Source organism: Nocardioides sp. JS614 (assembly GCF_000015265.1).
GTDB lineage: Bacteria > Actinomycetota > Actinomycetes > Propionibacteriales > Nocardioidaceae > Nocardioides.
The window spans coordinates 591,966-613,311 of record NC_008699.1 but is presented as its reverse complement, the minus strand read 5'-3'; the positions used below and the strand labels follow the sequence as shown (position 1 = coordinate 613,311).

General features: G+C 66.2%; 18 protein-coding genes, 1 tRNA gene, 2 pseudogenes and 1 other annotated feature. Of the genes and pseudogenes, 9 read left to right on the top strand and 12 right to left on the bottom strand.

All coding sequences use genetic code 11. The features are described from left to right. The first annotated feature begins 177 nt into the window (after positions 1 to 177). Entirely contained in the window at positions 178 to 2,268 is a 2,091-nt protein-coding gene (locus NOCA_RS04365; RefSeq protein WP_041546163.1) for an oxidoreductase, read from the top strand. 225 nt (positions 2,269 to 2,493) lie between these two features. Here NOCA_RS04365 and NOCA_RS04360 read toward each other — a convergent pair whose 3' ends face one another. The 4 genes from NOCA_RS04360 to NOCA_RS25435 form a co-directional block, all read right to left on the bottom strand. Beyond that, positions 2,494 to 2,844, bottom strand: coding sequence for a heme-binding protein (locus tag NOCA_RS04360; RefSeq protein ID WP_083768057.1), 351 nt, complete (start codon positions 2,842 to 2,844; stop codon positions 2,494 to 2,496). 351 nt (positions 2,845 to 3,195) lie between these two features. Further along, on the bottom strand, positions 3,196 to 5,040 hold the full coding sequence (locus tag NOCA_RS28400; RefSeq protein ID WP_274378272.1) for an oxidoreductase: 1,845 nt from the start codon (positions 5,038 to 5,040) through the stop codon (positions 3,196 to 3,198). After that, on the bottom strand, positions 5,013 to 5,360 hold the full coding sequence (locus NOCA_RS28395) for an oxidoreductase (protein ID WP_197687806.1): 348 nt from the start codon (positions 5,358 to 5,360) through the stop codon (positions 5,013 to 5,015). The genes NOCA_RS28400 and NOCA_RS28395 overlap by 28 nt, the downstream gene beginning before the upstream one ends. 149 nt (positions 5,361 to 5,509) lie before the next feature. Then, complete coding sequence (locus tag NOCA_RS25435; RefSeq protein WP_011754066.1) at positions 5,510 to 6,814, bottom strand: NAD(P)H-binding protein; 1,305 nt, start codon at positions 6,812 to 6,814, stop codon at positions 5,510 to 5,512. Between the two features lie 710 nt (positions 6,815 to 7,524). Between NOCA_RS25435 and NOCA_RS04345 the strand changes: the two genes are divergently transcribed. Next, positions 7,525 to 8,415 (top strand): NAD(P)-dependent oxidoreductase, encoded by an 891-nt coding sequence (locus NOCA_RS04345; protein WP_011754065.1) that lies wholly within the window; start codon positions 7,525 to 7,527, stop codon positions 8,413 to 8,415. A 724-nt stretch (positions 8,416 to 9,139) separates the two neighbouring features. On the opposite strand, the gene moaA is transcribed toward NOCA_RS04345, so the two are convergent. From moaA to NOCA_RS28130, 4 genes and pseudogenes are all read right to left on the bottom strand, one after another. After that, positions 9,140 to 10,129, bottom strand: coding sequence for a GTP 3',8-cyclase MoaA (moaA, locus tag NOCA_RS04340; protein ID WP_011754064.1), 990 nt, complete (start codon positions 10,127 to 10,129; stop codon positions 9,140 to 9,142). Between the two features lie 160 nt (positions 10,130 to 10,289). Beyond that, positions 10,290 to 10,604: pseudogene (locus NOCA_RS04335) on the bottom strand (transposase); the annotation flags it as partial. 4 nt (positions 10,605 to 10,608) lie between these two features. Then, positions 10,609 to 12,048 (bottom strand): IS30 family transposase, encoded by a 1,440-nt coding sequence (locus NOCA_RS04330; protein ID WP_011753564.1) that lies wholly within the window; start codon positions 12,046 to 12,048, stop codon positions 10,609 to 10,611. A 47-nt stretch (positions 12,049 to 12,095) separates the two neighbouring features. Then, positions 12,096 to 13,069, bottom strand: a pseudogene (locus NOCA_RS28130) (IS3 family transposase); the annotation flags it as partial. After that, positions 12,666 to 12,800 (bottom strand) — a sequence feature (AL1L pseudoknot). Its footprint overlaps the pseudogene before it by 135 nt. Before the next feature lie 140 nt (positions 13,070 to 13,209). Here NOCA_RS28130 and NOCA_RS04315 point away from each other — a divergent pair. The 6 genes from NOCA_RS04315 to NOCA_RS04290 all read left to right on the top strand — a co-directional run bounded on the left by NOCA_RS04315 (position 13,210) and on the right by NOCA_RS04290 (position 17,971). Then, a complete protein-coding gene (locus tag NOCA_RS04315; protein ID WP_011754062.1) occupies positions 13,210 to 13,623 on the top strand; it encodes a single-stranded DNA-binding protein in 414 nt (137 codons plus the stop codon). Positions 13,624 to 13,634: 11 nt separating this feature from the next. Continuing rightward, complete coding sequence (locus NOCA_RS04310) at positions 13,635 to 14,171, top strand: hypothetical protein (RefSeq protein ID WP_011754061.1); 537 nt, start codon at positions 13,635 to 13,637, stop codon at positions 14,169 to 14,171. A gap of 116 nt (positions 14,172 to 14,287) precedes the next feature. Then, entirely contained in the window at positions 14,288 to 14,587 is a 300-nt protein-coding gene (locus NOCA_RS04305; RefSeq protein ID WP_011754060.1) for a hypothetical protein, read from the top strand. Further along, the gene (locus tag NOCA_RS04300) at positions 14,587 to 15,897 is read left to right on the top strand and encodes a hypothetical protein (RefSeq protein ID WP_011754059.1); all 1,311 of its coding nucleotides are present in this window, start codon (positions 14,587 to 14,589) and stop codon (positions 15,895 to 15,897) included. Before NOCA_RS04305 ends, NOCA_RS04300 begins: the two co-directional genes overlap by 1 nt. Before the next feature lie 300 nt (positions 15,898 to 16,197). Then, positions 16,198 to 16,425 (top strand): helix-turn-helix transcriptional regulator, encoded by a 228-nt coding sequence (locus NOCA_RS04295; RefSeq protein WP_011754058.1) that lies wholly within the window; start codon positions 16,198 to 16,200, stop codon positions 16,423 to 16,425. 166 nt (positions 16,426 to 16,591) lie between these two features. Next, positions 16,592 to 17,971 (top strand): tyrosine-type recombinase/integrase, encoded by a 1,380-nt coding sequence (locus NOCA_RS04290; protein WP_011754057.1) that lies wholly within the window; start codon positions 16,592 to 16,594, stop codon positions 17,969 to 17,971. Positions 17,972 to 18,153: 182 nt separating this feature from the next. Here the strand turns inward: NOCA_RS04290 and NOCA_RS04285 are convergent. Then, positions 18,154 to 18,235 (bottom strand) — tRNA-Tyr (locus NOCA_RS04285). 118 nt (positions 18,236 to 18,353) lie between these two features. On the opposite strand from NOCA_RS04285, the gene NOCA_RS04280 reads away from it, so the two are divergent. Further along, complete coding sequence (locus NOCA_RS04280; RefSeq protein ID WP_011754056.1) at positions 18,354 to 18,845, top strand: YajQ family cyclic di-GMP-binding protein; 492 nt, start codon at positions 18,354 to 18,356, stop codon at positions 18,843 to 18,845. Here the strand turns inward: NOCA_RS04280 and NOCA_RS04275 are convergent. The 3 genes from NOCA_RS04275 to NOCA_RS04265 are packed head-to-tail and all read right to left on the bottom strand — an operon-like array spanning position 18,836 to position 21,329. Next, positions 18,836 to 19,429, bottom strand: coding sequence for a hypothetical protein (locus tag NOCA_RS04275; RefSeq protein ID WP_140403791.1), 594 nt, complete (start codon positions 19,427 to 19,429; stop codon positions 18,836 to 18,838). The two genes, NOCA_RS04280 and NOCA_RS04275, sit on opposite strands and share 10 nt — an antisense overlap. Next, on the bottom strand, positions 19,429 to 20,514 hold the full coding sequence (locus NOCA_RS04270; protein WP_011754055.1) for a tyrosine-type recombinase/integrase: 1,086 nt from the start codon (positions 20,512 to 20,514) through the stop codon (positions 19,429 to 19,431). The genes NOCA_RS04275 and NOCA_RS04270 overlap by 1 nt, the downstream gene beginning before the upstream one ends. Further along, positions 20,514 to 21,329: a hypothetical protein gene (locus tag NOCA_RS04265; protein WP_011754054.1), complete on the bottom strand. Its 816-nt coding sequence runs from the start codon at positions 21,327 to 21,329 to the stop codon at positions 20,514 to 20,516. The genes NOCA_RS04270 and NOCA_RS04265 overlap by 1 nt, the downstream gene beginning before the upstream one ends. Between the last annotated feature and the right edge of the window lie 17 nt (positions 21,330 to 21,346).

The following is a 21,346-nucleotide window of genomic DNA, read 5'->3' as shown; positions in this document are numbered from 1 at the left end:
CGAGGAAGTCCGCAATCCCGTCCTGCGTCGGGCGCTAGACGTCGCCGCGACACGCATGCGGTCCACTCTATGTATCGCTCAGCCCGGCGACGTCACACCTCTCACTGACATCCCCACGTACTAGAAGACGCCCCCGGCGCTCTCACACCCCTGCCACCCGACGAAAGGTTGAATCGCGTGCCCCCGGCTGCTCATCACAGGGTCCTATTCGAACCCATCTCAATCGGCTCGAAGACCCTTCGAAACCGCTTCTTCAACGTGGCCCACGGCACCGCCTACGGGGTACTTCGTCCGTCCACGTGGGCCTCATACCGCGCTGTTCGCGCTGAAGGCGGCTGGGCAGCGGTGTCGACAGAGTTCTCCAGCGTGGGGCCCAGCAGCGACGAGTCCCCCCTGCACTCCAGTGACATCTGGGACGGGGAAGACGGACGACGGCACAAAGCTATGGTCGACGCCGTCCATGAACACGGTGCGCTCGCGAGCATCGAACTGCATCATGGCGGCGCTCACGCTATGCGAAGGCTGTCCCGAGAGCCTGCGCTGTCGCCGTCCGGCCTCGCCGGCGAATTGCCACCGCCCGCCGGACCACTTGGGACTCCGAAAGTCATGACCCTCGAGGACATTGAGCGCGTCGAGCAGTCCTTTGTTGACGCGGCGGTGCGTGCACGCGACGTGGGCTACGACATCGTGGACGTGCTCGCGGGATATGGATATCTCTTCGCGCAGTTCCTGTCCGCATTCCACAACCACCGCACCGACAAGTATGGCGGGTCGTTGGAGAACAGGGCCAGGTTCTGGATCGAGACCCTCGGCCGAGTCCGTGACGCCGTAGGTGCCGACTGCGCGGTCGCGAGTCGCATGTCGATCCAGACGCAGGGTCCGTGGGGTCACACGCTGGACGAGAGCGTGGAGTTGGTCCGGATGGCTGATCCACTGGTCGACTTGTGGGATCTCAATGTTGGGTCCGTCCTGGATTGGGGTAGCGACATCAGCCCGTCGAGGGTCATCCCCGAGGGGCACAACGTAGAGCTCTTCACACGCGTTCGGAGCGCCACTCAGAAGCCCATCGTCGGGGTATCGCGATGGACGAGTCCTGACCTGATGGCCGAGGTAGTGCGCTCTGGAGTTATCGACCTCATCGGATCTGCTCGCCAGTCGATCGCGGATCCCTTCTTCCCCCAGAAGGTCTATGAGGGTCGCATCGAGGACATCAGGGAATGCATGGGTATCAATCACTGCATCAGTAGTCTCGATCGGGGCAACATGGCGTGTGCTCAGAACGCCACCGCCGGCGAGGAGTACAGGCGTGGCTGGCACCCGGAGCGCTTCGAACCTCTCGAACGCCCAGACGTCAGCGTCTTGGTCGTCGGCGCAGGCCCGGCAGGTTTGGAAGCAGCAATCGGCCTGGCGAGGCGAGGTGCCGACATGGTGCACCTCGTCGACTCTGCCGACCAGGTTGGCGGCCACCTCCGTCAAGTAGTCGACCTACCGGGACTTCGAGAGTGGGGACGCTTCATCGATCACCGTAAGATCCAGATCGACAAGCTGCCGAACTTGCAGCTCATCGCCTCGACCACCTTAAGCGCCGCCGAGATCCTCGAATACGGGGCATCCCACGTAGTTGTCGCGACGGGCGCACGATGGTTGGACACCGGGCTCGCGCCAGGCACACACACGCCGCTGCCAGGAGTCGACGGCCTGGAATGGGTGTTCACGCCTGACCAGTTGCTCGCCCGCGGCGACCGACCCGTCTCGGGTTGTCGCGTGACCGTCTACGACGCTGAGGGCAGTTATATGGGGTCGGGTCTCTCTCAACTCCTTGCCGACGAAGGCTACAAAGTCTCCGTCGTGACGCCGCACGCTCAGGTGACAGCGGAAGGGGACCTGACGCTGGACGGGCCGGCGGTTCGTAGGTCTCTTCACACCAGCGGGGTCGCCATGTACCGGAACGTGTCATTGACGGAGGTCGGCGACGGGCTGCTCCGAGGGGCGGATGAATTCGAGGAGCCGTTCTTACTTGAGACGGACGCTCTCGTGCTCGTGACGATGCGGGCACCAGTCGACGACGTGTATCGCCAACTCGTCAGCGAACGCAACACGCTTCACGAGTCGGAAATCGAGGCCGTTCTTTGCATCGGAGATGCGCAGTCTCCGCGCCCGCTGGCCGAGGCGATGTTCGATGGTCATCGCTTGGCACGTGAGTTCGAGTCAACCGATCCCTCGGTGCCGCTGCCGTACAGGCGCGAGTCGTTGCAGTTCGTCAAGTGAGGTCACGGCGGCGTGCGCTTGTTCGTGCGTGACCAAGGGAGGTTGATTCCTACCCCCCTCCCCCCACATGCATTGGCTACTGTCCGCGGCGTCAAGAGATCGTCTCCCGTCGCCCAAAGCGCCCGAGAGGATTTTCGCTACCGCGAGCGAACCCTCAGCGCGATGCGCGCGGACGTCCCTGTCGACGCTGGTATCCCCATCCAGTAGGCAGGGACATCGGACGTGTCACGTCCCCGCGCCGCGGGGTATGAAGCCCACTGCAGCGATAGCCTCCATCGCTACGGATTCGTCGTTGTCGGACGTGTCGCCTGATACCCCCACAGCGCCGACGAGCCGCCCATTGCGGTCGTCCAACAGGACGCCACCCGGTACGGGGATGACGCGCCCGTCCAGCGCCGCGGTCGCCGATGCCACGAACTGCGGCTGCACTTCGCTTCGCTCCATGATGGCGCGCGAATTCATGCCCAGCGCCAGGGCGCCGTAGGCCTTACCCCGGGCAATCTCGAATCGACCGATGGGCGAAGCGTCCGATCTCTCCGCCACTATGAGGTGGCCGCCGCTATCGAGCACGACGATCTGAGCGGGCGCAGTTGAAGGCGGTCTGCTGTTTCGTGAACGAGCCGGACGATCTGCCGGCCAGTCTCCAGCGATAACGTCATCCCGAGTTCTCCATGTCCTGTCGTCGGGCCTCTGGCAACCACGACCTTGACAGGACCGCGTCTTGCCGCTGCTGGCGGTTCCTGGAACCCGAGATTCGAGGCATCGACTTGGCCGGTCCTATACACAGAGACGGCCAGCGGTCGGCTACTTCGCGGGCGCTCGGGCGAGTTTCGGGACGGAGAGTAGGAGCTGCCAGCCACGTGAAGTGGTCCGCGGCGACCATCAGGTCTGGTACGTAGCGGAGTCCAGCTGTGTCGTGCTCGCCCATCATGCTCGAGTCGTCCTCGACACCGGCGTGAGCGGCAGCACGTGCCGAAGGACACCGTCGTAGTCCTCCTCCCGCCAGCCCAAAATGCGCTGCTCTCGGATGAACGGCAGCGGCGTGGCAGGGTCTGAGGTGTCTATCTCCCGGCCGAGCCGGTGACCGTCGAACACTGCTTCAGCGATGACGCGAGGCTCTACGCAGTCTCCGATGCGGAGCACGTGAGTGATCTCGGCAGCGCTCAGACGTTCCGGGTCAGTCGTCAGTTGCTCGTACAGGTCATTGCGGGACCGGCGCTGTGTCACGAGCACGACCGCGTCGACCGTCCAGCTCGTCTCTATGGCTTCGTGGTAGACGTTGTGTCCAGTGACCCTTCCCGGCTCGATCCTCGTGAGCGCGTGGCTGGTGACGAGTTCCACACCTAGCTCGAGCAACGCATGCATCACGTGCCCTCCTTCGTCGGTGTGAAACAGGTAGGAACCGATCTGGTCGGTGGGGGTGACCAGCGTGACTTCCTTCCCCTCGATGGCGAGCTTCTGCGCCAGACTCGACCCCATGAAGTAGCCGTCACAGTCGTAGACCAGGACTCGACTACCGTCGACCGTGCGCTTCTCAACCATGACGTCTTCTGGCGTGAAGACCATCCCTTGGTGAGCGTCGGCACCTGGGACGGGCGTGTGTGTCATCGGGCTGGTCCCCGTACCGTCCCAATTCGCGCCCGTGGCAATGACGACCGTCGAGGCACCGTAGTCCAGGACATCTTCCACGTCGAAACGCCTACCCGTGAGCACCGTGACGTTCGACAACTTCGCCAACTGCGCTTCCCTGTACTCGACCACTCGTCGCCACGTGCGCATGCCGGGGAGCTGTGACAGCCAGTTGACGTGGCCGCCGACCTCCGACTCGGCTTCCGCCAGGTGGACTGCTTCGAAACCGCGCTCACCGAGTACGCGCGCACATTCCATTCCGGCAGGGCCGGCGCCGATGATGAGAACGGGATCGCTCGCACGGTCTGAAGGGTTGAATTTCTCGGGATGCCAGCCGCGGCGGTACTCCTCGCCGACGGTGGCGTTCTGTGTGCAAACGATGCGACCGCCGCCATTGTTGAAGCGCGAGACGCACACGTTGCAGCCGATGCATTCGCGGATGTCTTCGGCTCGACCGGCGCGGATCTTGTTGGGGATGAACGGGTCGGAGATCGCCGGGCGAGCCGCACCGATGATGTCGATGACCCCTTCACCCACAGCTCGGGCCATCAGCTCGGGATCTGTGAACCGTCCGACGGCGGCGATGGGTTTCTTGGCGTAACGCCGGACCTGCTCGATGTAGTCGCGCTGCCAGAAAGGTTCGAAGAACCGCGAGGAGCTGACGTCGTCCTCCAAGTGACCGACTTGCATGTCCCAGAGGTCGACGATGTCATCGAGCATCTCGACTACACCCACCCCGTCGTCGCCCACCTTGAACGCCCTCTCCGCCGTGTCATTGAAGGAGTCCAGACAGAACCCAGCCACGATGGCGCAGTCGTCGCCGACCGCTTCGCGCACTTGCTCGAGCGTCTCTCTCCAGAATCGCGTCCTGTTCTCGAGCGAGCCGCCGTACTCGTCGGTGCGATGGTTCCAGTAGCGCCATAGGAACTGGAGCGGGAGGGAGAACCCTTCCCGTGCGGCAACCTGAATCAGGTCGAATCCGACGTCTCGAGCACGAACCGCCGCATCGACGTACGACTTCTGTATGCGGCGGATGTCGGACTTGGCCATCGCGTAGCAAGAGTGGGCTGACATAGCGCTCGCTATCTGAGAGGGTCCACCGGCGGGCAGCCGCGTCACGTAACCGGTGTGGTCGGCACCCATGTACACCAGTTGGACACCGGCCAGGCGTCGAACTCGTGGACGCGCTCGACCATGAGTCGCAAGTTGGCTTCGTCACGTTCATCGAGGAGCCGGGCCTGGACCCACGGCGAATCGTCGCTTTCGGCATCGACCGCGCAGTATTCGGTGTTGACGGCGGCCCATCCACCTTCTGCCCGCATCCCGCGCAGGTATGCCTGTGCGCCTGGGAACTCGACCCCCAGGCCGGAACAGTGGGGCGCTACGTAGAATCGGTTGCGGAAGATCTTCGGTCCGACGCGGATCGGTTCGAACAGTGGTGCATGGCGGGGGGCCATCGGCATTTCGCCAACGTACGATCAGTTGGTCGCCGCGTCCTTCACGGACACGGCTAAGTCAGGGTCTTCGATGTCGGTCATCTGACAATTGCTGTTGCCGCCGCGCCGAGGCGTCGCCCGGTTCGGACCGAACCCGCCCGAGGAGAGCGCAGGGTTTAAGTAGAGACGCGTTGGATAGCCTTGTCGAAGGCTGTGGGGTCGAAGTACGCGTGCTCCGAGACAACCTTCCCGTCGTCGATGGTGTCGACCAATGTGGCGTACCAATGGACCGGGACCCCTTCCGCCGGAGCGCCGGGGCCTACGTAGCTCGCGCGACACGACAGCTCGCCGACGACATGCGTGTCGGTCGCTACGACTGTCACCAATTCAGTGTCTACCTGTCCGCGGGCGAACAGGGCGTTGTAGTCGGTCACGTGGCGCTTGAAGGCGGTTTTACCCTGGACCGGGGCGTCGGGGAAGGGCATGTCCGTATAGACCATGTCGTCTGCGAAGCAGTCGAGCAGCGTGTCGAAGTCACTGCTGGCCCACGCCGCAACTAGCCGCCTGAAGAGGGCCTCGTTGTCGGCGGCGGCGTCTGGTCGCGTGTTGTCGGCGTCGAGGTCACCAGTACGACGAAGGTCTCGGGCATGGTCAACCAGAAAGGAGTCGAAGTGGCGAGGTGGGTGCCCGGTTATCCGTTCGACATCACCGGTGACGTTCGCGGTGTGTCCTTCGATGATGCTCTCGACGATCCGGGTTAGGTACGCGATGGTGTCCTCGTCGAACCCGTCACGGCGCATACGACTCTCGGCTTCGGCCACGGTTTCCTCGACGCCGAGCACGGGCGTGCCGGCCGCGGCGGTAATGCGTTCGGCGAGCTCGTTCAACGTGAGTGCTTCCGGGCCGGTCAGGTCGACCGCCTGGCCAATGGAACCGCCGCCGATCAGGAGTTCGACAGCTACCTCAGCGATGTCGCGAACATCGATCCAGGCCGTCGCCGAACCGCCGGTGGTCATCACGATGATGCCGCCATCGCGGATCATCGGCCCGAAGAAGTCTTCCGCGATGATGTCCTGCATGAACCAGCTCGGACGGAGAATCGTCCACTCGAGATCCGTGGCCTCCACAGCCAGCTCGACCCGGCGTTCCGTTGCGTCTTCAGAGCGAGTGTGGGTCGCGCACTCGGAAAGCAGGACGAGCCGTCGCACGCCGGCGTCCCCCATCGCGTGCAGGAACTCAGTCACGATCTCGACAACGTCTTCGGACTCGGGCTTCACAAGGTACACGGCATCGATACCGGCGAGAGCTGACCTCCAGGTCGAGCTGTCGTGCCAGTCGAACCTAGTCGGGACGCCATGCCCGCCGGAAACCTCTTCTGGATTGCGTGAGGCTGCCTTGACTGACACCCCACGCGAGACGAGCCCGGACGCCACGTGTCGCCCGGTCTTGCCTCGCGCGCCGATAACCAGGATCTGACTCATGGTTTGCCCTCTCGTCGTGCCTACGACGCTCATGCGCGACACGCCTCGTGCGATCGGCAACGGTCAGTCGTCATAGTCGTCATGGTCGTCGGGATCAGGCACCGGTGGACCGGGCGGCCCCGACGGTTTGGGCGGAGGTTCCAGCTGCTCGTCATCACCTGGGTGCTCACGTCTTCGACCTGGGACATCGTTCCTCCTTGGGGTGGGGAACGACATTGCCTTGATAGGCGTGCGCATCCTTTGCCCCAATCCGCAGAACCGACGTCGGTTGCTTGACGCACTACCGACACTGGTCCTCCGTCGAGGCATCCGAACGCGTTCTGCCGAGCGCCGCCGACACGCGCAAGCGTTCGCTCGAGGCGACTGAGCACGGCGCCGTCGTCGTTGCGGGTCCGCGATCGGCGGGCGACGAATTGGCCGGTCATCGCTGGACAGAACACGGGGGCGTACCCGGGGATGGTCGCTTCGTCCGTCGGAATCGGAGCCACAGATCCGCCCACCGTCGGTGCTCCGACTCGTGCTACCGAACACGAACGTGGCCGCTTCCATTCAATGGCCGGTTGCGGCCGTACGGAAACGGTGAACCTGGCGTCGGACTTCTGCGGATGTCGTAGCAGCACGGCGGGGAGAGCTGCTGGACATTTCTGCAAACCACATGTCTCCCCCAGCCGGGACGGAGCCAATTGCCGAACAAGGGAGCAGTTGACGTGATGAGACCAACGCACCGTTCCAGAGTGGCTGTGCTCGGCCTAGGTCAGATGGGGACTGAGATCGCTCGCGTACTCGCCGAGGCCGGCCATGACACCACGGTGTGGAACCGTACCTCCGCGAGAACCGAGGCTTTCAAGAGCTCCGCATCGGTGGCCAGTTCCGCCGACGAGGCCTGCCGAGGCGCCGACCTCGTCCTCTCGGTCCTGAGCAACTACACGGTCACGGACGAACTCCTCAAAGCCCCCGGGATGGACGACGCACTGAGTGGAAAGACGCTGGTCCAGATGAGCACAGGCACTCCAGACGAAGCGCGAAGCACTGCGTCTTGGGCAGTACGAACCGGTGTCGCATACCTCGAGGCCAAGATCGTTGCGTACCCGAACTCCATCGGGACCGACCACTCGTCGATTCTCTACTCAGGGGACCCGGAGACGTTCGGACGGTGGCAGCACACACTCGCCCCTCTCGCAGGCGTGAACGTCTTGGTCGGCAAGAACGTCACGGATGCAGCGACGCTCGACCTCGCGTGGCTCGGATTCTGGTACGGCGCCTCGGCTGCCTTCCACCAATCCTTGGCCCTCTGCCGGGCGGAGCAGTTGCCCGTCGAAACTCTCAGCTCACAGCTCCGGTGGATGGTTGACTTCATCGAACTGACTGCGCGGGATTCGGCGACCAGGGTGGAGAACGACGACTTCAGCGGCACCGACTGCACGCTTGAGGTGCATCGAAGTGCGTTGGAACACGTCGTTAGAGCGAGCAGAGACGCGGGCATTGACGACAGGGTGCCCCGGTCAGTGGTCGAGCTGTTCAGCCGGGCGATCGCGCTCGGACACGGCGGCGACGAACTGCCCGCTCTTGATCGAGCCGTCACCCGAACGTCCTCGCGTTGAAGTCCGTCGTCCGACAGCACCCTCGACGCGTCTGGCACTACCGCTCTCCTCGCGCGGAGCGGAGATCGGCGCCGTCGGGTCGTGCCGCTCGCGACACCGAGGCGTTCTCGCGCAACCTGGACGGGTGCGACTGGTTACTGATCCCGGAGTCTGCCGCCTCTCATCACGTCATCGGCCGGGGCGGATGCTCAGATCCTCGACCGTCGAACGCCGCCGGCTCCTGCATCGTCGTTCGCACTGGCGGCTGCCATGCGTGCGGGGTACCAAGCTAGGACCGTTCGGCGACCTCCGATGATCGCACCACCGCCGGCCGGGTGGGGGCCACAACCACGGAGCGCTCTTCTCAGACTTAGTAGCAAATCGAGAGTCGAGCCCCGCCGTACGGAAGTTCGACTCGGTGGGTTCACTGTGGAGTAGGCACTCCGGGGACCGAAAGCGCAGGCGGTGCCCTCATCTCGCGACGGGGGCACCGCGTCGGACTTTGATCGCCCCGTAAAATGCTCCGCTTCCCGTTGGACCGCGCCCTCCTGCACGGATCACCTGGTGCCGGAAAGCCCTCTGCGTTTGAACCCTGTGTCGGTCACCTCGGAGATCCCGTTGATCTGCGCAACTGGAGGCCAGAACACATCACCTGCAAAGCACAGCCACTCCCTGTCTTGACAGTCCAACGCGGCCCTTACCTGTCGACGCTTGCGCGGCTCCCGCCGCGCCCGATTGGTTGCCGCTACCCGCCGATCGCGGACATCGGGCGGTCGGGCTGCAAGAACGTCATGTCGTCGATCCCGTGGCCCGCGCGCTTGCCGAGCATCGCAATGACCCAGCGCTCGGCGATCTCCTGGTCCGTGGCGCCGGAGCGCAGCGCCGTGCGGAGGTCGGACTCCTCGCGGGCGAAAAGGCAGTTGCGCACCTGCCCGTCGGCGGTGAGGCGCACACGATCGCAGTCTCCGCAAAAAGGACGGGTGACCGAGGCGATGATGCCGACGGTGGCTGGTCCCCCGCCGACGTCGAAAAGCTCCGCGGGGGCGCTCCCGCGCGGCTCGCCGTGCGGGGTCAGGCTGAATTCGGTGGAGAGCGCGTCGAAGATCTCGTCGGCGGTGACCATCTCGGCGCGGCTCCAGTCGTGCTGCGCGTCGAGGGGCATCTGCTCGATGAAGCGAAGCTCGTAGCCGTGTTCGATGCTCCAGCGCAGCAGCTCGGGGGCTTGGTCATCGTTGGTGCCTCGCAGCAGGACGGCGTTGAGCTTGATGGGACCCAAACCGGCGGACTTGGCTGCTTCGAGCCCGGCCACTACGTCGTGGAGTCGGTCGCGGCGGGTGATGGTGGCAAAGGTGTCCGGGCGGACGGTATCGATGCTGGCGTTGATTCGATCGAGCCGGGCGTCGGCGAGCGCCTGCGCAGTGCGGGCCAGGCCGAGTGCGTTGGTGGTAAGCGAGGTTTCCACCCCAAGCGCGTGGGTACGTGCCACGATGTCGACCAGCCCTCGTCGCAGCAGCGGCTCGCCCCCCGTGAACCGAACCTCGCGGATGCCGAGCATCTCCACACCGATGGTGATCAACCGGACGATCTCGTCGTCGGTCAGAGTCTGCTCTGTCGGCAGCCAGTCGAGGCCCTCAGCCGGCATGCAGTAGTTGCAACGCAGGTTGCACCGATCGGTCAGGGACACACGCAGGTCCGCGGCCACGCGGCCGAAGCGGTCTGCCAGAGGTGCCGTCACGCATACGAGTCTATCGAGGCAGGCTCAGCGAGCCGACGCGTTCTTGCACGAGTCGTCCGGGGCGAGATCGATATGCGCCGAGAACAGCAAGACACTGACGACATAACGGCGTCGTTGGCGTGGATAGCGGCTTTGAAGCGCCTCAGGTTCTGTGCCGCTCCTATGCGGGTTGCGGCTCTCGGTTGAGAGTCGCGTAGTGGGCCTGCTCGAACTCCACTGGGGTCATCATCCCAAGCGAGCCGTGCAGGCGCCTGTTGTTGTACCAGTCGACCCAGCCGGCGGTGGCGTACTCGACGTCGCCGATGGTCCGGTAGGGGCCGGCGTGGAAGACCGTGGTGCGGATGCACTCGGTCTTGTAGAGCCCGATCACGCACTCCATCAGGGCGTTGTCATAGGCATCGGCAACCGTCCCGATCGAGGGCCGGATGCCTTCCTCGGCGAGGTGTTCGGTGAAGGTGATCGAGGTGTATTGGGCGAGTTCAACTGGTCGATGCAACACCGGGTTGTTGAAGGGAGCGTAGTTGCTCCTCGAAGACCTCAGCGGGTGTCTTCCACCCGAGGACCTTGCGGGGCCGGTTGTTGAGCGCATAGGCGACGGCCTCCAGGTCCTCGGCGGACCAGCGCGACAGGTCGGTGCCCTTGGGGAAGTATTGGCGCAACAGGCCGTTGGTGTTCTCGTTGCTCGGTCGCTGCCACGGCGAGTGCGGGTCGGCGAAGAACACCTTCGTGCCGGTCGCCACCGCGAACAACGCGTGGCCCGAGAGTTCCTTGCCACGGTCCCACGTCAGGGTCTTGCGCAGCTGCTCGGGCAGCTTGGTCATCGACGCGGTCAGCGCGGTGTTCATCGCGACGGCCCCGTAGCCACCGAGTGATGGCCCGTTCTTGACGTACGGCTTCTCACCCCAGCCCTCCAGTCGCGGCAGATGGACCAGGAGCGTTGAGCGACTGCTGCGCTCGACGAGGGTGCCGATCGCAGACCGACCCGTGCCGATGATCAGATCGCCCTCCCAGTGGCCAGGGACGGCCCGGTCGTCTGCCTCAGCGGGGCGCTCGCTGAGAACGACATCGGCGGTCACGTGCCCCTGTGCCTTGTTCCGTGACCGGGCCCGCGGCTCCCGCAGCGCACGCCCGGTGCGCAGACAGGTGACCAGTTCGCGCTTGAGCGCACCGCGGCCCTCGATGAACAGCGACTGGTAGATCGCCTCGTGGCTGATGCGCATGGACTCATCATCGGGGAACTCGACCTTCAGGCGCTGGGCGATCTGCTCCGGGCTCCAAGCCGTCGACCACCGCCTGTCCCGGCGATGCGGCTTGTTCAGGCCCTTCCACGGCGGCGGTGTCGGACCCGGCACGATCGTGCCGTCGGGACGGCGGACGTTGCCGGCGAGCCGATCCTGCACGTACTCACGCAACCGCTCGTTGGTCACGAGCTTCGCGGTCTTGGGACGCTTCGCCGCCTGCTGTGCCTTCCACTGCGCTACGCCAGCGCGGTACTCCTGCTTGCCGCCACGAGTCGCTGCATTGCGACGAAGTTCGCGTGAGACGGTCCCCGGGTCACGCCCGATCGCACGGGCTATCTCGCGCACGCCCTTGTCCTTGGCGCGCAGGATCGCGATCTCCTCGCGTTCCTCGAAGGTCAGGTGGCGGCCGGTGGGCTCGGCCAGCGAGATCGGCGGCATGCCGCCAGCGTGGCGAAACCAGCGAGCACCGACCGGCCACGACACGCCCACGGCCATCGACGCCTCCACCGTCGTGACGCCCGTGGCGATCTGCCGCCAGAACTGTCGCTGCACCACCCGCGACGGGTCCGGTCGCCCGGGCGAGCGCATCGCCGGCCTCAGCGCCCGATCAGCACGCCACTGCCGACGAAGCCCCTCCGGCGCATCGCTGGTCTTCTTGCTCCAGTCCTTCGTCGCCATCCTCGAACACCTCCGAAATCAAGGTGTTGCGACGACCGGTTGATTTCGCCTTGCGATCCGGCGTCGGCGTGGCCGATCAGTTCGCCGGGCACGATCGGGTGGCCCTCGCGGTCGCGTTGCCACAACGCCATTCGCAGCGGGACGTCGACCAACTCGACGGCCTTGGTGGGCGCGACGTTCCAGGCGACGATCTTCTGGGCGAACACGTCGAGGATGAACGCGACGTAGACGAACCCGGCCCAGGTTCTCACGTAGGTGAAGTCCATGACCCAGGTCCTGTTCGGCGCTTCGGCGGTGAAGTCGCGATCCAGCAGGTCACCGGCTCGCTTGCCGTCCTTGGCCGGGATCGTGGTCCGGATCCCCTTCGAACGCCGAACCCCTTGCAGGGACAGGGTTCTCATCGCCCGGTCCACGCTGCCGGGCGATGCCTCGGGCGACGTGCGCTGCACCAGCGCGGTCATCTTCCGACGCCCGTAGAGCCCCTCGGGTGTCATCCGGCGCACCCCTTCGTGGTCGACGGTCCAGGCCAGGTCACGGACCTGGTTGGTGACCTGAGCGTCGGTGATCGTCCGGGCTGCGACAAGGCAGTTGGCTTGTGCCCAGTCGCGGTAGGTCCGCGCGGCGATCTGGCAGCCCTGCTCGCGCAGGACCCGGCAGATCGACTCGACCGCGTGGCCCTCGGCCCGCAGCTCGTCGATGAACGCGACGATCAGCGATTGCGGGGGTCGAGTTCCCCCGCGAAGAAAATTGAGGCCCGGCGGAGGATCTCGTTGTCTTCCTCGAGCCGACGGACCTTGGCTTTGAGCTCCTTGATCTCAGCGAGCTCCTCGCTGGTTGCGCCCTGGCGCTGGCCGCCGTCGATCTGGGCCTGGACGACCCACCGGCGCACGGTCTCCTTCCCGAGGCCTTCGCGGCGTGCGACGGACTCGGCGGCCGCGGTCAGCGACGGGTACTCCGGCAGGTGCTCCAGCACCTGCCGCACGCACCGCTCCTTGACTGCGGGATCGATCTTCTTCGGCATGGTTCGCATCCTTCCAACTCAAAAGGATGCGGCATCAAACCTGGGGCGCTTCATGGTGCACTGCGACCCTTTGGTCGCCCACACGCACCTTAATTCCTGAAGCGGCGCCAACCGGACGCCGCCCGAATGCAGGAGTCAGGATGTCGATGCCCACGCAGATGAGCCTGGTCGGGTTCATCGCCTCCGCACCCGAACTGCACTTCACCAAGGCCGGCGCCGAATGCTGTCGCATGCGCGTCGGCATCGAGCAGTGGCGCAAGGAAGTCGACGGCAGCTTCACGAAGCTCGACCCCACCTTCCACGACATGGTCGCCTTCGAGAGCACCGCCCGCGAGACCTACGCACGCTTCCGCAAGGGCGACTCGTTCGTGGCCAGCGGCTACGTCCACGAGTACGAGGTGGACGGCCGCGAGGGCAGCGTCATCAAGGAGGAGTTCGTCGCCCGCAAGATCGGTCACAACGTCAGCAAGACCGACTACGTCGTCCAGCGCGGTCGGCACGCTGCTGACCGGTCCCTGACATCCGTGCCACAGCCGCCCGCCGTTGGCCTCTGATCGGACTCGCCATGAGTCCGTACCCGGACGAGCCCGACGACCCTGACGGCTACCGCAGCGTGACGGAGCTCCTGGAGCGACCGCCGGTTCCGATCAACTGGAACCTGCTGGACGCGGAGCAGGCCGAGATCGAGTGGCACGACCTGGACGAGTGGGTCAAGTGGCTCAAGAGCACGTTCGGTCTCCCGCCGAACATCGTGCCGCCGTACTGGCACCGCCACGACGAACTCGTCTGGGAGCTGTCGGCGCTGCACTGCCACTGGCTCAGCTGCTACCACGAGTCGGCGTCGCCGTCGGCACCCATCAGCTGGATGCGGGAGTTCGCGGAAGCTCGCGGCCGGCTGCGGGACTGGGTGTCGATCTGTGGTACTCGGCTCGACCGCGACCGCCCGACTAGGCAGACCACCTGGCCGGGCGAGCTCCCGGCCGACTCCGGCGGCGAGATCGAGATCCGCGACCGCAAGAAGGACTTCGCCGACTTCGTACGCGAAGACGTCCTGCGCCGTCGCCGGATCGAGGCGATCGCGAATCAGCAACTCATTGGGTGATCCGGATCCGGCCCATGGCCAAGTCACGCCCACCTTCGTCCACAGCATTCGCGCCGCCAGGCGCCTGAAAGCGATCAACGGCACACGGTCGATTCCCGACCCCGGAAGGAGGGAACATGCTTCTCCCCCACGCACAGACCCTCGCGCAAGCCAGGTCGTACGTCGCCGCCCTCGCCGACCAAGCTCTGACCATTGAGGCGTCGTCCGCGTACGAGCGGGTGCTGCTCGAACTGGACCGCGTACACGGCGACGACTGCCCCGCACTCGACACAGACGACCTCACCGACGATCGCGACATCCTGCTCACCGTCGCGAGCAGCGCCGTAGAGGAGCTCGAGAACTACGGAGTCGACGCCCTGTCGGTCGAGCTGATCCTGGCGATGATCGTCGACGCACACGATCTGGACATCGGCTGATGTACGGCGAGAACGGTGCCCAGATGCGCACGGAGTTGGCGGCGCTCCTGCGCCAGCACCGGGTGATGCACCGGCTCGCCGCAGACTCGCCGACCGAGCGGGCTGAGGTCGGACAACAGATCCTGCGCTACCGTCGCACGCTCCTCACCTGGTGCGTGCAAGCCATCCGTGTCGCACAGCCGCTGACGTTCCCGAACATCCCGCTGAAGCCGGCGGATCCCTTCCGCGCGACGAGCGATCATGGCGCGGCAGTGAGCGAACTGGTCCGAGCTCTCGAGCTCGCTCGCGATCAGGCAGCGACGACGGCCGCGTCCAGTACGGCACTCGCGACGCCGAGCTTGAACGACGTGGTCGAGCACTGGCGCCTGGCAGCAAGGGCCGCAGCCCTCGCCGAGCACGACACCGCGCCCGACGTATCCGTTCAACTCACGGGAGCCCAAGCGCGAACAATCGCAGGCGACGTCGCGGCGATCAGCCAAGCACTGGTCGTGCTCGATCGTCGGTACCGGAACACGCCCGACTGGGAGTCGCTCGCCGGCTGCGATCGACTCGGGTGGGCCGCACTCGCTACTGCGCTCGACGTCAGCCTCGGGCAGCCCGACTACAGCGTCGACCAGACCGGCTGGCGCCCACGGACCAAGCCGATCCGCGGACCGGCCAAGCCGGGAGTCCTCGGAGTGCTCCAGGCCGAGCACAACCTCCTGGTCCGGCTGAAGTCGCTTCCCAACGCCATCAACTTGCGCCTAATCGTCGACTCTCAGCGCCTGCTCACCTCACAGCTCATTCCTTACGCCGAACGGGTCGATCCCCCACTGGCCGAGCAATGGCGAGCCCGCACCGCGACGTACTCACGGATCCAGCGCGAGCTCCGCAACGTCGGGGGAAGACTCGGCAACGGCGCCGGCGCCACCGCAGAAGCCGCGAACGCGGTCAGCCGAATGAAGGCGTTGCCATCCGGAACCGTGATCGAGCCGCGGATGCTCGGTGGCTTCCAGACGCTCTTCCGCCGCATCGACGAACGCATCAGCGATGTCCTCGAAGCCGGTGTCGAGCGCGGGGCATTCGTTCAGCGCGTGACCGTGCCGCGACTGGCGAGCGGCGAAGGACGGCTGGTCCACCCAGTTCGCGAGCGCTTCGTGCCAGTTGCCCACCCGAGCGACCTCGAAGTCGTCAGGACCATACGTGAGCACCTGCGGCCTCGGCCAGAGCCTGCCGCGGTGTCGCCGGGCGCGAGCCGGGTCGATCTCCATGCCGCCCTCATCCACCGTCCGCCCGCGAAGGGGACGCAGTTCGATGTCCCAGGTCTTTAGTACGAAGGCGGTTTGTGTTCGGGCTCCCCCACCCCGCTCGAAGCGACGACCTCCCCGCACCCGTGCGGGAAGAACCCCCCGGTCGACCGAAACAGCGACCTGGTCGACACCGTCCGCCGCCTCTCTAACGCTGGGCTGATCGATCGCGACACCCGGCGCCACGCGTGCCGGGCTCCACCCAGCACTCGTCCCGCGGCTCCGGACCTGCACGAGAGCTAGGAAGTCCCAAGTCACGGGGTTGACGACCCTCGTCACCAGGCCGTCCGTGCCGCACTGGCACTGATCACGTACCTCAACCGCATGGACTTGCCGACGAACTCAGACACCGTCCCGTCCCCGGCCGCCACGGAGCACCTACTCACCGTGCCAGAAATCTGCGCGCGGCTCGGGGTCTCCCGATCCACGTTCTACGACTGGCGCCAAGCACACAAGGCTCCCCCGTGCCTCGTGCTCCCCAATGCGCAGCTCAGAGTCCGCGAGGCGGATTTCGACCGCTGGGTCGACGAACGGATGGAGACAGCGCTGTGATCCCGAGCCCCTGACCCGAGTTCTGTGCACAAGTCTCGCTGCGGGCGCCGTCTCCACAGGGCCGCTACGCCGAGTGGCGAGTCACCCGGACCCGACCTATGACCTGTACGAGGCGGCAGCCCAAGATCACCGCCTCGTACCAAGGAGTACGAAGGCACCCGCTCCGATGGAGACCAGCTTCGACGTACGGATCTACGCGGTGCTCCCCTACCGGGGAGCCCGGGGTACCACCTATGCAGTCAGGTGGCAGGTGCAGGGTCGCCGGTTCCGGCGCACCTTCACGACCCGGAAGCTGGCGGACGCGTTCCGCGCCCAGCTCAAGGTCGCTGCCCAGGCCGGCCAGTCCTTCGTTGTCGACAACGGCCTGCCGCTCTCAATGCAGGAGCAGGCGCCGGAGCGCACCTGGATGCAACACGCGATGGCCTACGTCGACGTCAAGTGGGCCCACGCCTCGGCCCGCCACCGTCGTGGGATCGCCGAGGCGCTGACGGACGTCACGATCGCGACGATGCCGGAGGCAGGTGGACGTCCGCCGGTGGCTCGGATGCGCCGCGTGCTGTTCCGGTGGGCCTTCAACACCGCCGCACGCTCGACCAGTCTGGATGACGAGCATGCCGCCGCGCTCGCTTGGCTCACGCGGCACTCGCCGCCACTGGTGGCCTTCAGCAGCTCCGCGACCCTGCGTCAGGCACTGGACCGGATCGCCCTACGCCAGGACGGACGCCCGGCCGCGGCTTCTACCGTCACCCGCAAGCGCGCCACTTTGCACAACGTCTTGGAGTACGCCGTCGAGGTTGAAGCGTTCCCCAGCAACCCGCTGCATCGGGTGCGGTGGCGACCGCCGCGCACCACCGAGGTCGTCGACCGGCGAGTCGTGGTCAACCCGACCCAGGCACGGGCCTTGCTCGATGCCGTCCAGACTGCCTCCCCAGCGCTCACCGCCTACTTCGCCAGCCTGTACTACGCCGGTCTCCGACCGGGCGAGGCCATCGAGTTGCGCCGGGAGGATCTGCAACTCCCCATGTCGGGGTGGGGGCAGATCCTGCTGTCCCGCTCTCATCAGCGCGCCGGGGCCGCCTGGACCGACACCGCCACCGCCGGCGAGGTACGGGGACTCAAGCACCGCGGCCGCGAGGACACCCGACCGGTCCCGGCTCACCCGGACCTGGTCGCCACGCTGACGCGACATCTCGAGACGTTCCCGACCGGCGCTCAAGGCCACCTCTTCGCCGCCCGCACTGGGCGCGCCGGCACGCCCCTCTCACCGCCCTACCACTCGCTGGTCAGCGCGAAGACCATCTACCGGGTCTGGGCAGCGGCCCGACGCAACGCACTCACCCGGCAGCAGGCCGACTCCGTGCTCGCCCGCCGACCCTACGACCTGCGCCACGCCTGCCTGTCCACCTGGCTCAACGCCGGGGTGCCACCGGCCCGCGTCGCCGAATGGGCCGGCCACAGCGTCGACGTCCTCCTCCGGATCTACGCCAACTGCGTCGAGGGTGACGACAAGATCGCCCTCACCCGGATCAGCGAGGAGCTCCAGTAGCGCGCGCTTCCCTGCGGTCGGGCGGTCTCTGACGGGTGCATCAGTCGTGGCGTGGCCCGAACTTCGACACGTATTCGACACGGATAGCCGCAATCGGTCGCCATCGGCCGGTGCCAGCCGGACAAGAAGCAAAGGGCCCCTGCCCCGCGTTTCCGCAGGTCAGGGGCCCCTCGTGTCCCGTGTGGCAGGTGAAGGATTCGAACCTTCGAAGGCAAAGCCGACGGATTTACAGTCCGCTCCCATTGGCCGCTCGGGCAACCTGCCGGGATGCTGCGCCGGGGCCGTTTGGCCCAGCGGCAACTTGGCGAAACAATAGCGCAGCCGTCACGGCAGACGAAAACCTCAGCGCCCCCTCCGGGCGCCGCAGCGACAGGAGTGCACCATGGCCGACTCGTCGTTCGACATCGTGAGCAAGATCGACCGCCAGGAGGTCGACAACGCCCTGGGCCAGACGGCCCGCGAGATCGCGACGCGCTTCGACTTCAAGGGCACCGGCGCCAGCATCGAGTGGCAGGGCGAGCACGCGATCGAGATCTCCGCATCGGCCGACGACCGGGCCAGCGCGGTGCTCGACGTCTTCAAGACCAAGCTGGTCAAGCGCGACGTGAGCCTCAAGGTCCTCGACGCCTCCGAGCCTCGCCAGTCCGGCCAGCAGAGCAAGATCGCGATCGCGCTCAAGGAGGGCATCTCCTCGGAGGACGCCAAGAAGATCTCCAAGCTGATCCGCGACGAGGGTCCCAAGGGCGTGAAGGCGCAGATCCAGGGCGACGAGCTGCGGGTCTCCTCCAAGAAGCGCGACGACCTCCAGGCCGTGATCGCCCTGGTCAAGCAGCAGGACTACGACTTCGCGGTGCAGTTCACCAACTACCGCTGAACATGCAGGTCACCGCCGTCGGTGGTGCGCTCAGTCCGCAGACAGTCCGCAACGGTCTCGAGTCCGCGAGCGTCGACGACGTACTCGGATTCGCCCGGCCGCTGCTCGCTGATCCTGGCGAGCAGCCGGCTGGGCTCTACCTCGGCGGTGAACACCCGGCCTCGACCCGAGTTGTGGGGCCGGGCCGCAAACCACTCGGCGACTTCCCTGTCATCGGTCCACGCCCACCCGAGTCGGTGCTCAGGTATGGCGCCGCGCCAAAGGCTCAGAGATGCGCCCGGCCGCGCAGCCCGCTTGCCATCGACGGTGTATCCGGCAAGGTCGAAGAGGTCTCGCCATTCCTCCTGCTCGAGCTGGAGGCTCGGGAATTCAGCAGCTGACCACGCTGAAGGCACGACTGTCGCCGCGACATCGGAGTTCAGCAACCCCTCGTTGTACAGCGAGATCACGAGCCCCGGGTAGGCGTTCCTCCCGAGCCGAACGCCAGCAATCTCGACCTCCTCGGCGGTCGGGTCGCACCGACGGTCGGGGTCGACGAAGTGAGGCAGCATCTCCTCGAGCGTGAAGACGAGGGGAACAGTCATCATTGCGCAGCCTTCCCTTGACGGGTCGCAGGACGCCAGAGTGACGCCGCGGCATCTCGCGTTCGGTCCTCGGCCTTGGGCCACAGGTGCGAGTAGGTGTTGAGGGTGATCGTCGGCGACGAGTGCCCGAGCGCGTGCTGCACCGTCACGACGTCGCATCCCGCCGCGATCAGGCCGGAGGCGTAGAAATGGCGCAGGTCGTGGAGCGTGAAGGCGTCCAGGCCGACACCCTGCCGGGTCTGTCGCCACAGGTGACCGGCCGAGTTCCGGTTCAGCAGCGTGCCCATGCCGAACAGCCAACCCTCGTCGCCCCAGGTGCCGTAGTCGCGGACGTGCGTCGACAGCAGCTTCACGAGGCTGTCGTCGACGTACACCGTCCGGGCCGACCCAGCCTTCGGCGGGACGACCTTGGCCGTGGCTACGGTCTGCCCCTGCACCTGCCGGCGCACGCGGATCTCACGTCGGAGGAAGTCGACGTCGCCGACCTGCAGCCCGGCCGCCTCGCCCAGCCGGAGGCCGGCGTAGGCGCACACCGCGATGAACCCGACGAACGCCGAATCGGGACAGGACACCCGCGCGGCCGCGACCTGCTCCGGCGTCGGGATCAGCATCGTGACCTCAGCCCTGGGGATCTTCGGGAGTGCGACCCCATCGGAGGGCGCCTCCCGGATCACCTTGTCGCGCACCGCGGCGCGGAAGGCCATGTGGACGTAGTTGTAGCGCATGCGGGTCGTGCTCGCGGCGAGGGTCGTGCTCATCGACTTGACCCAGGCCTCGACGTGGGACCGGAGGATCTTCCGCATGGCGATGTTGCCGAACGTCACGGACGCCGCCGCCTGCTCCGCCGCCTCGAGCGTGCCGTCCGCCCACACCTGTCGGGCCGACCAGTCCGCGAACCACTGAGCGAACGTGATCTTGCCGTGGCGCGGGTCGATCCAGTCGCCGCGCACGAGCCCGGCCGTCTCCTCGTCGAGCCAGTCCTGGGCGTCGGTCTTGCGCGCGAAGTGCCGCGCGTGCTCCTTGCCGCCCTCGTCGCGATAGCGAGCCCGCCACTTGCCGTTGTCGCGCTTCTTGATGCTGGCCATCAGGACCCGCCCCTCTCCGCCGCCTTCTTCGCCCGCCATGCCGCTTGGTTGCGTCGCTGCTGCTCTCGCTTGCATTCGGGCCGATCGCAGTACACGGACTCACCCGCGCGTGGCGGACGGCGGCGATCGACCGGCGACCCGCAGGAGGAGCAGGCGTATCTGCCCTCGGCACCTATCTCGCGGCTGAGCAACAGCGCGATGGCGCCGAGGAAGGTGCTCGAGACCGGAACGATCGCGAGGCGCTTGTAGTCGGACCAGTTGACTCCGGTGTAGACCCCGGTGCTCGCTAGGAAGTCGGAGACCAGCCCGGCGAACCTGTCCCGCTCTAGGGACCAGTCGCCGAGCTCTTGGCCAAGCCAGCCCGGGCGGGACGCCAGGCGCCGCTTGCCAGGGTTCAGGAATCGGTGCATGTCGAGCCAGTCGGCCTGGTCGCCCGGCCGTCGCCCGGCCAGGGCTGCGCCCACCCTGCGCGCAGCGGCGACACCCCTCGCGTGCTCCCTGATTCGATCGGCCGGCACGCGGCCGGGCTCGTCTGGGAACCGTTGCCGCCAATCCGGCGCCTTCTCTTCTCCGAGCATCACGAAGCCTCCGACCTCGGGAAGGCCGTTGAGCGCGACGAACTCAGCGATCTCCTCGTGCGTGGCGATAGCGAGACGGCAGTACCTGTCGAGCAGGTCATCAGGGCCCGGAGCTCGCGGCGCCTTGCCGTCGTACTCCTCCGCCCAGATCACGTTTCCGTCACGCACGACTGGGTCCTTGGGCCTAATGATCCGGCCGGCCCGGAACCAGATCTCTTCCTGAGTCGACGGCGTCATAGGATGTAGATAAGCAG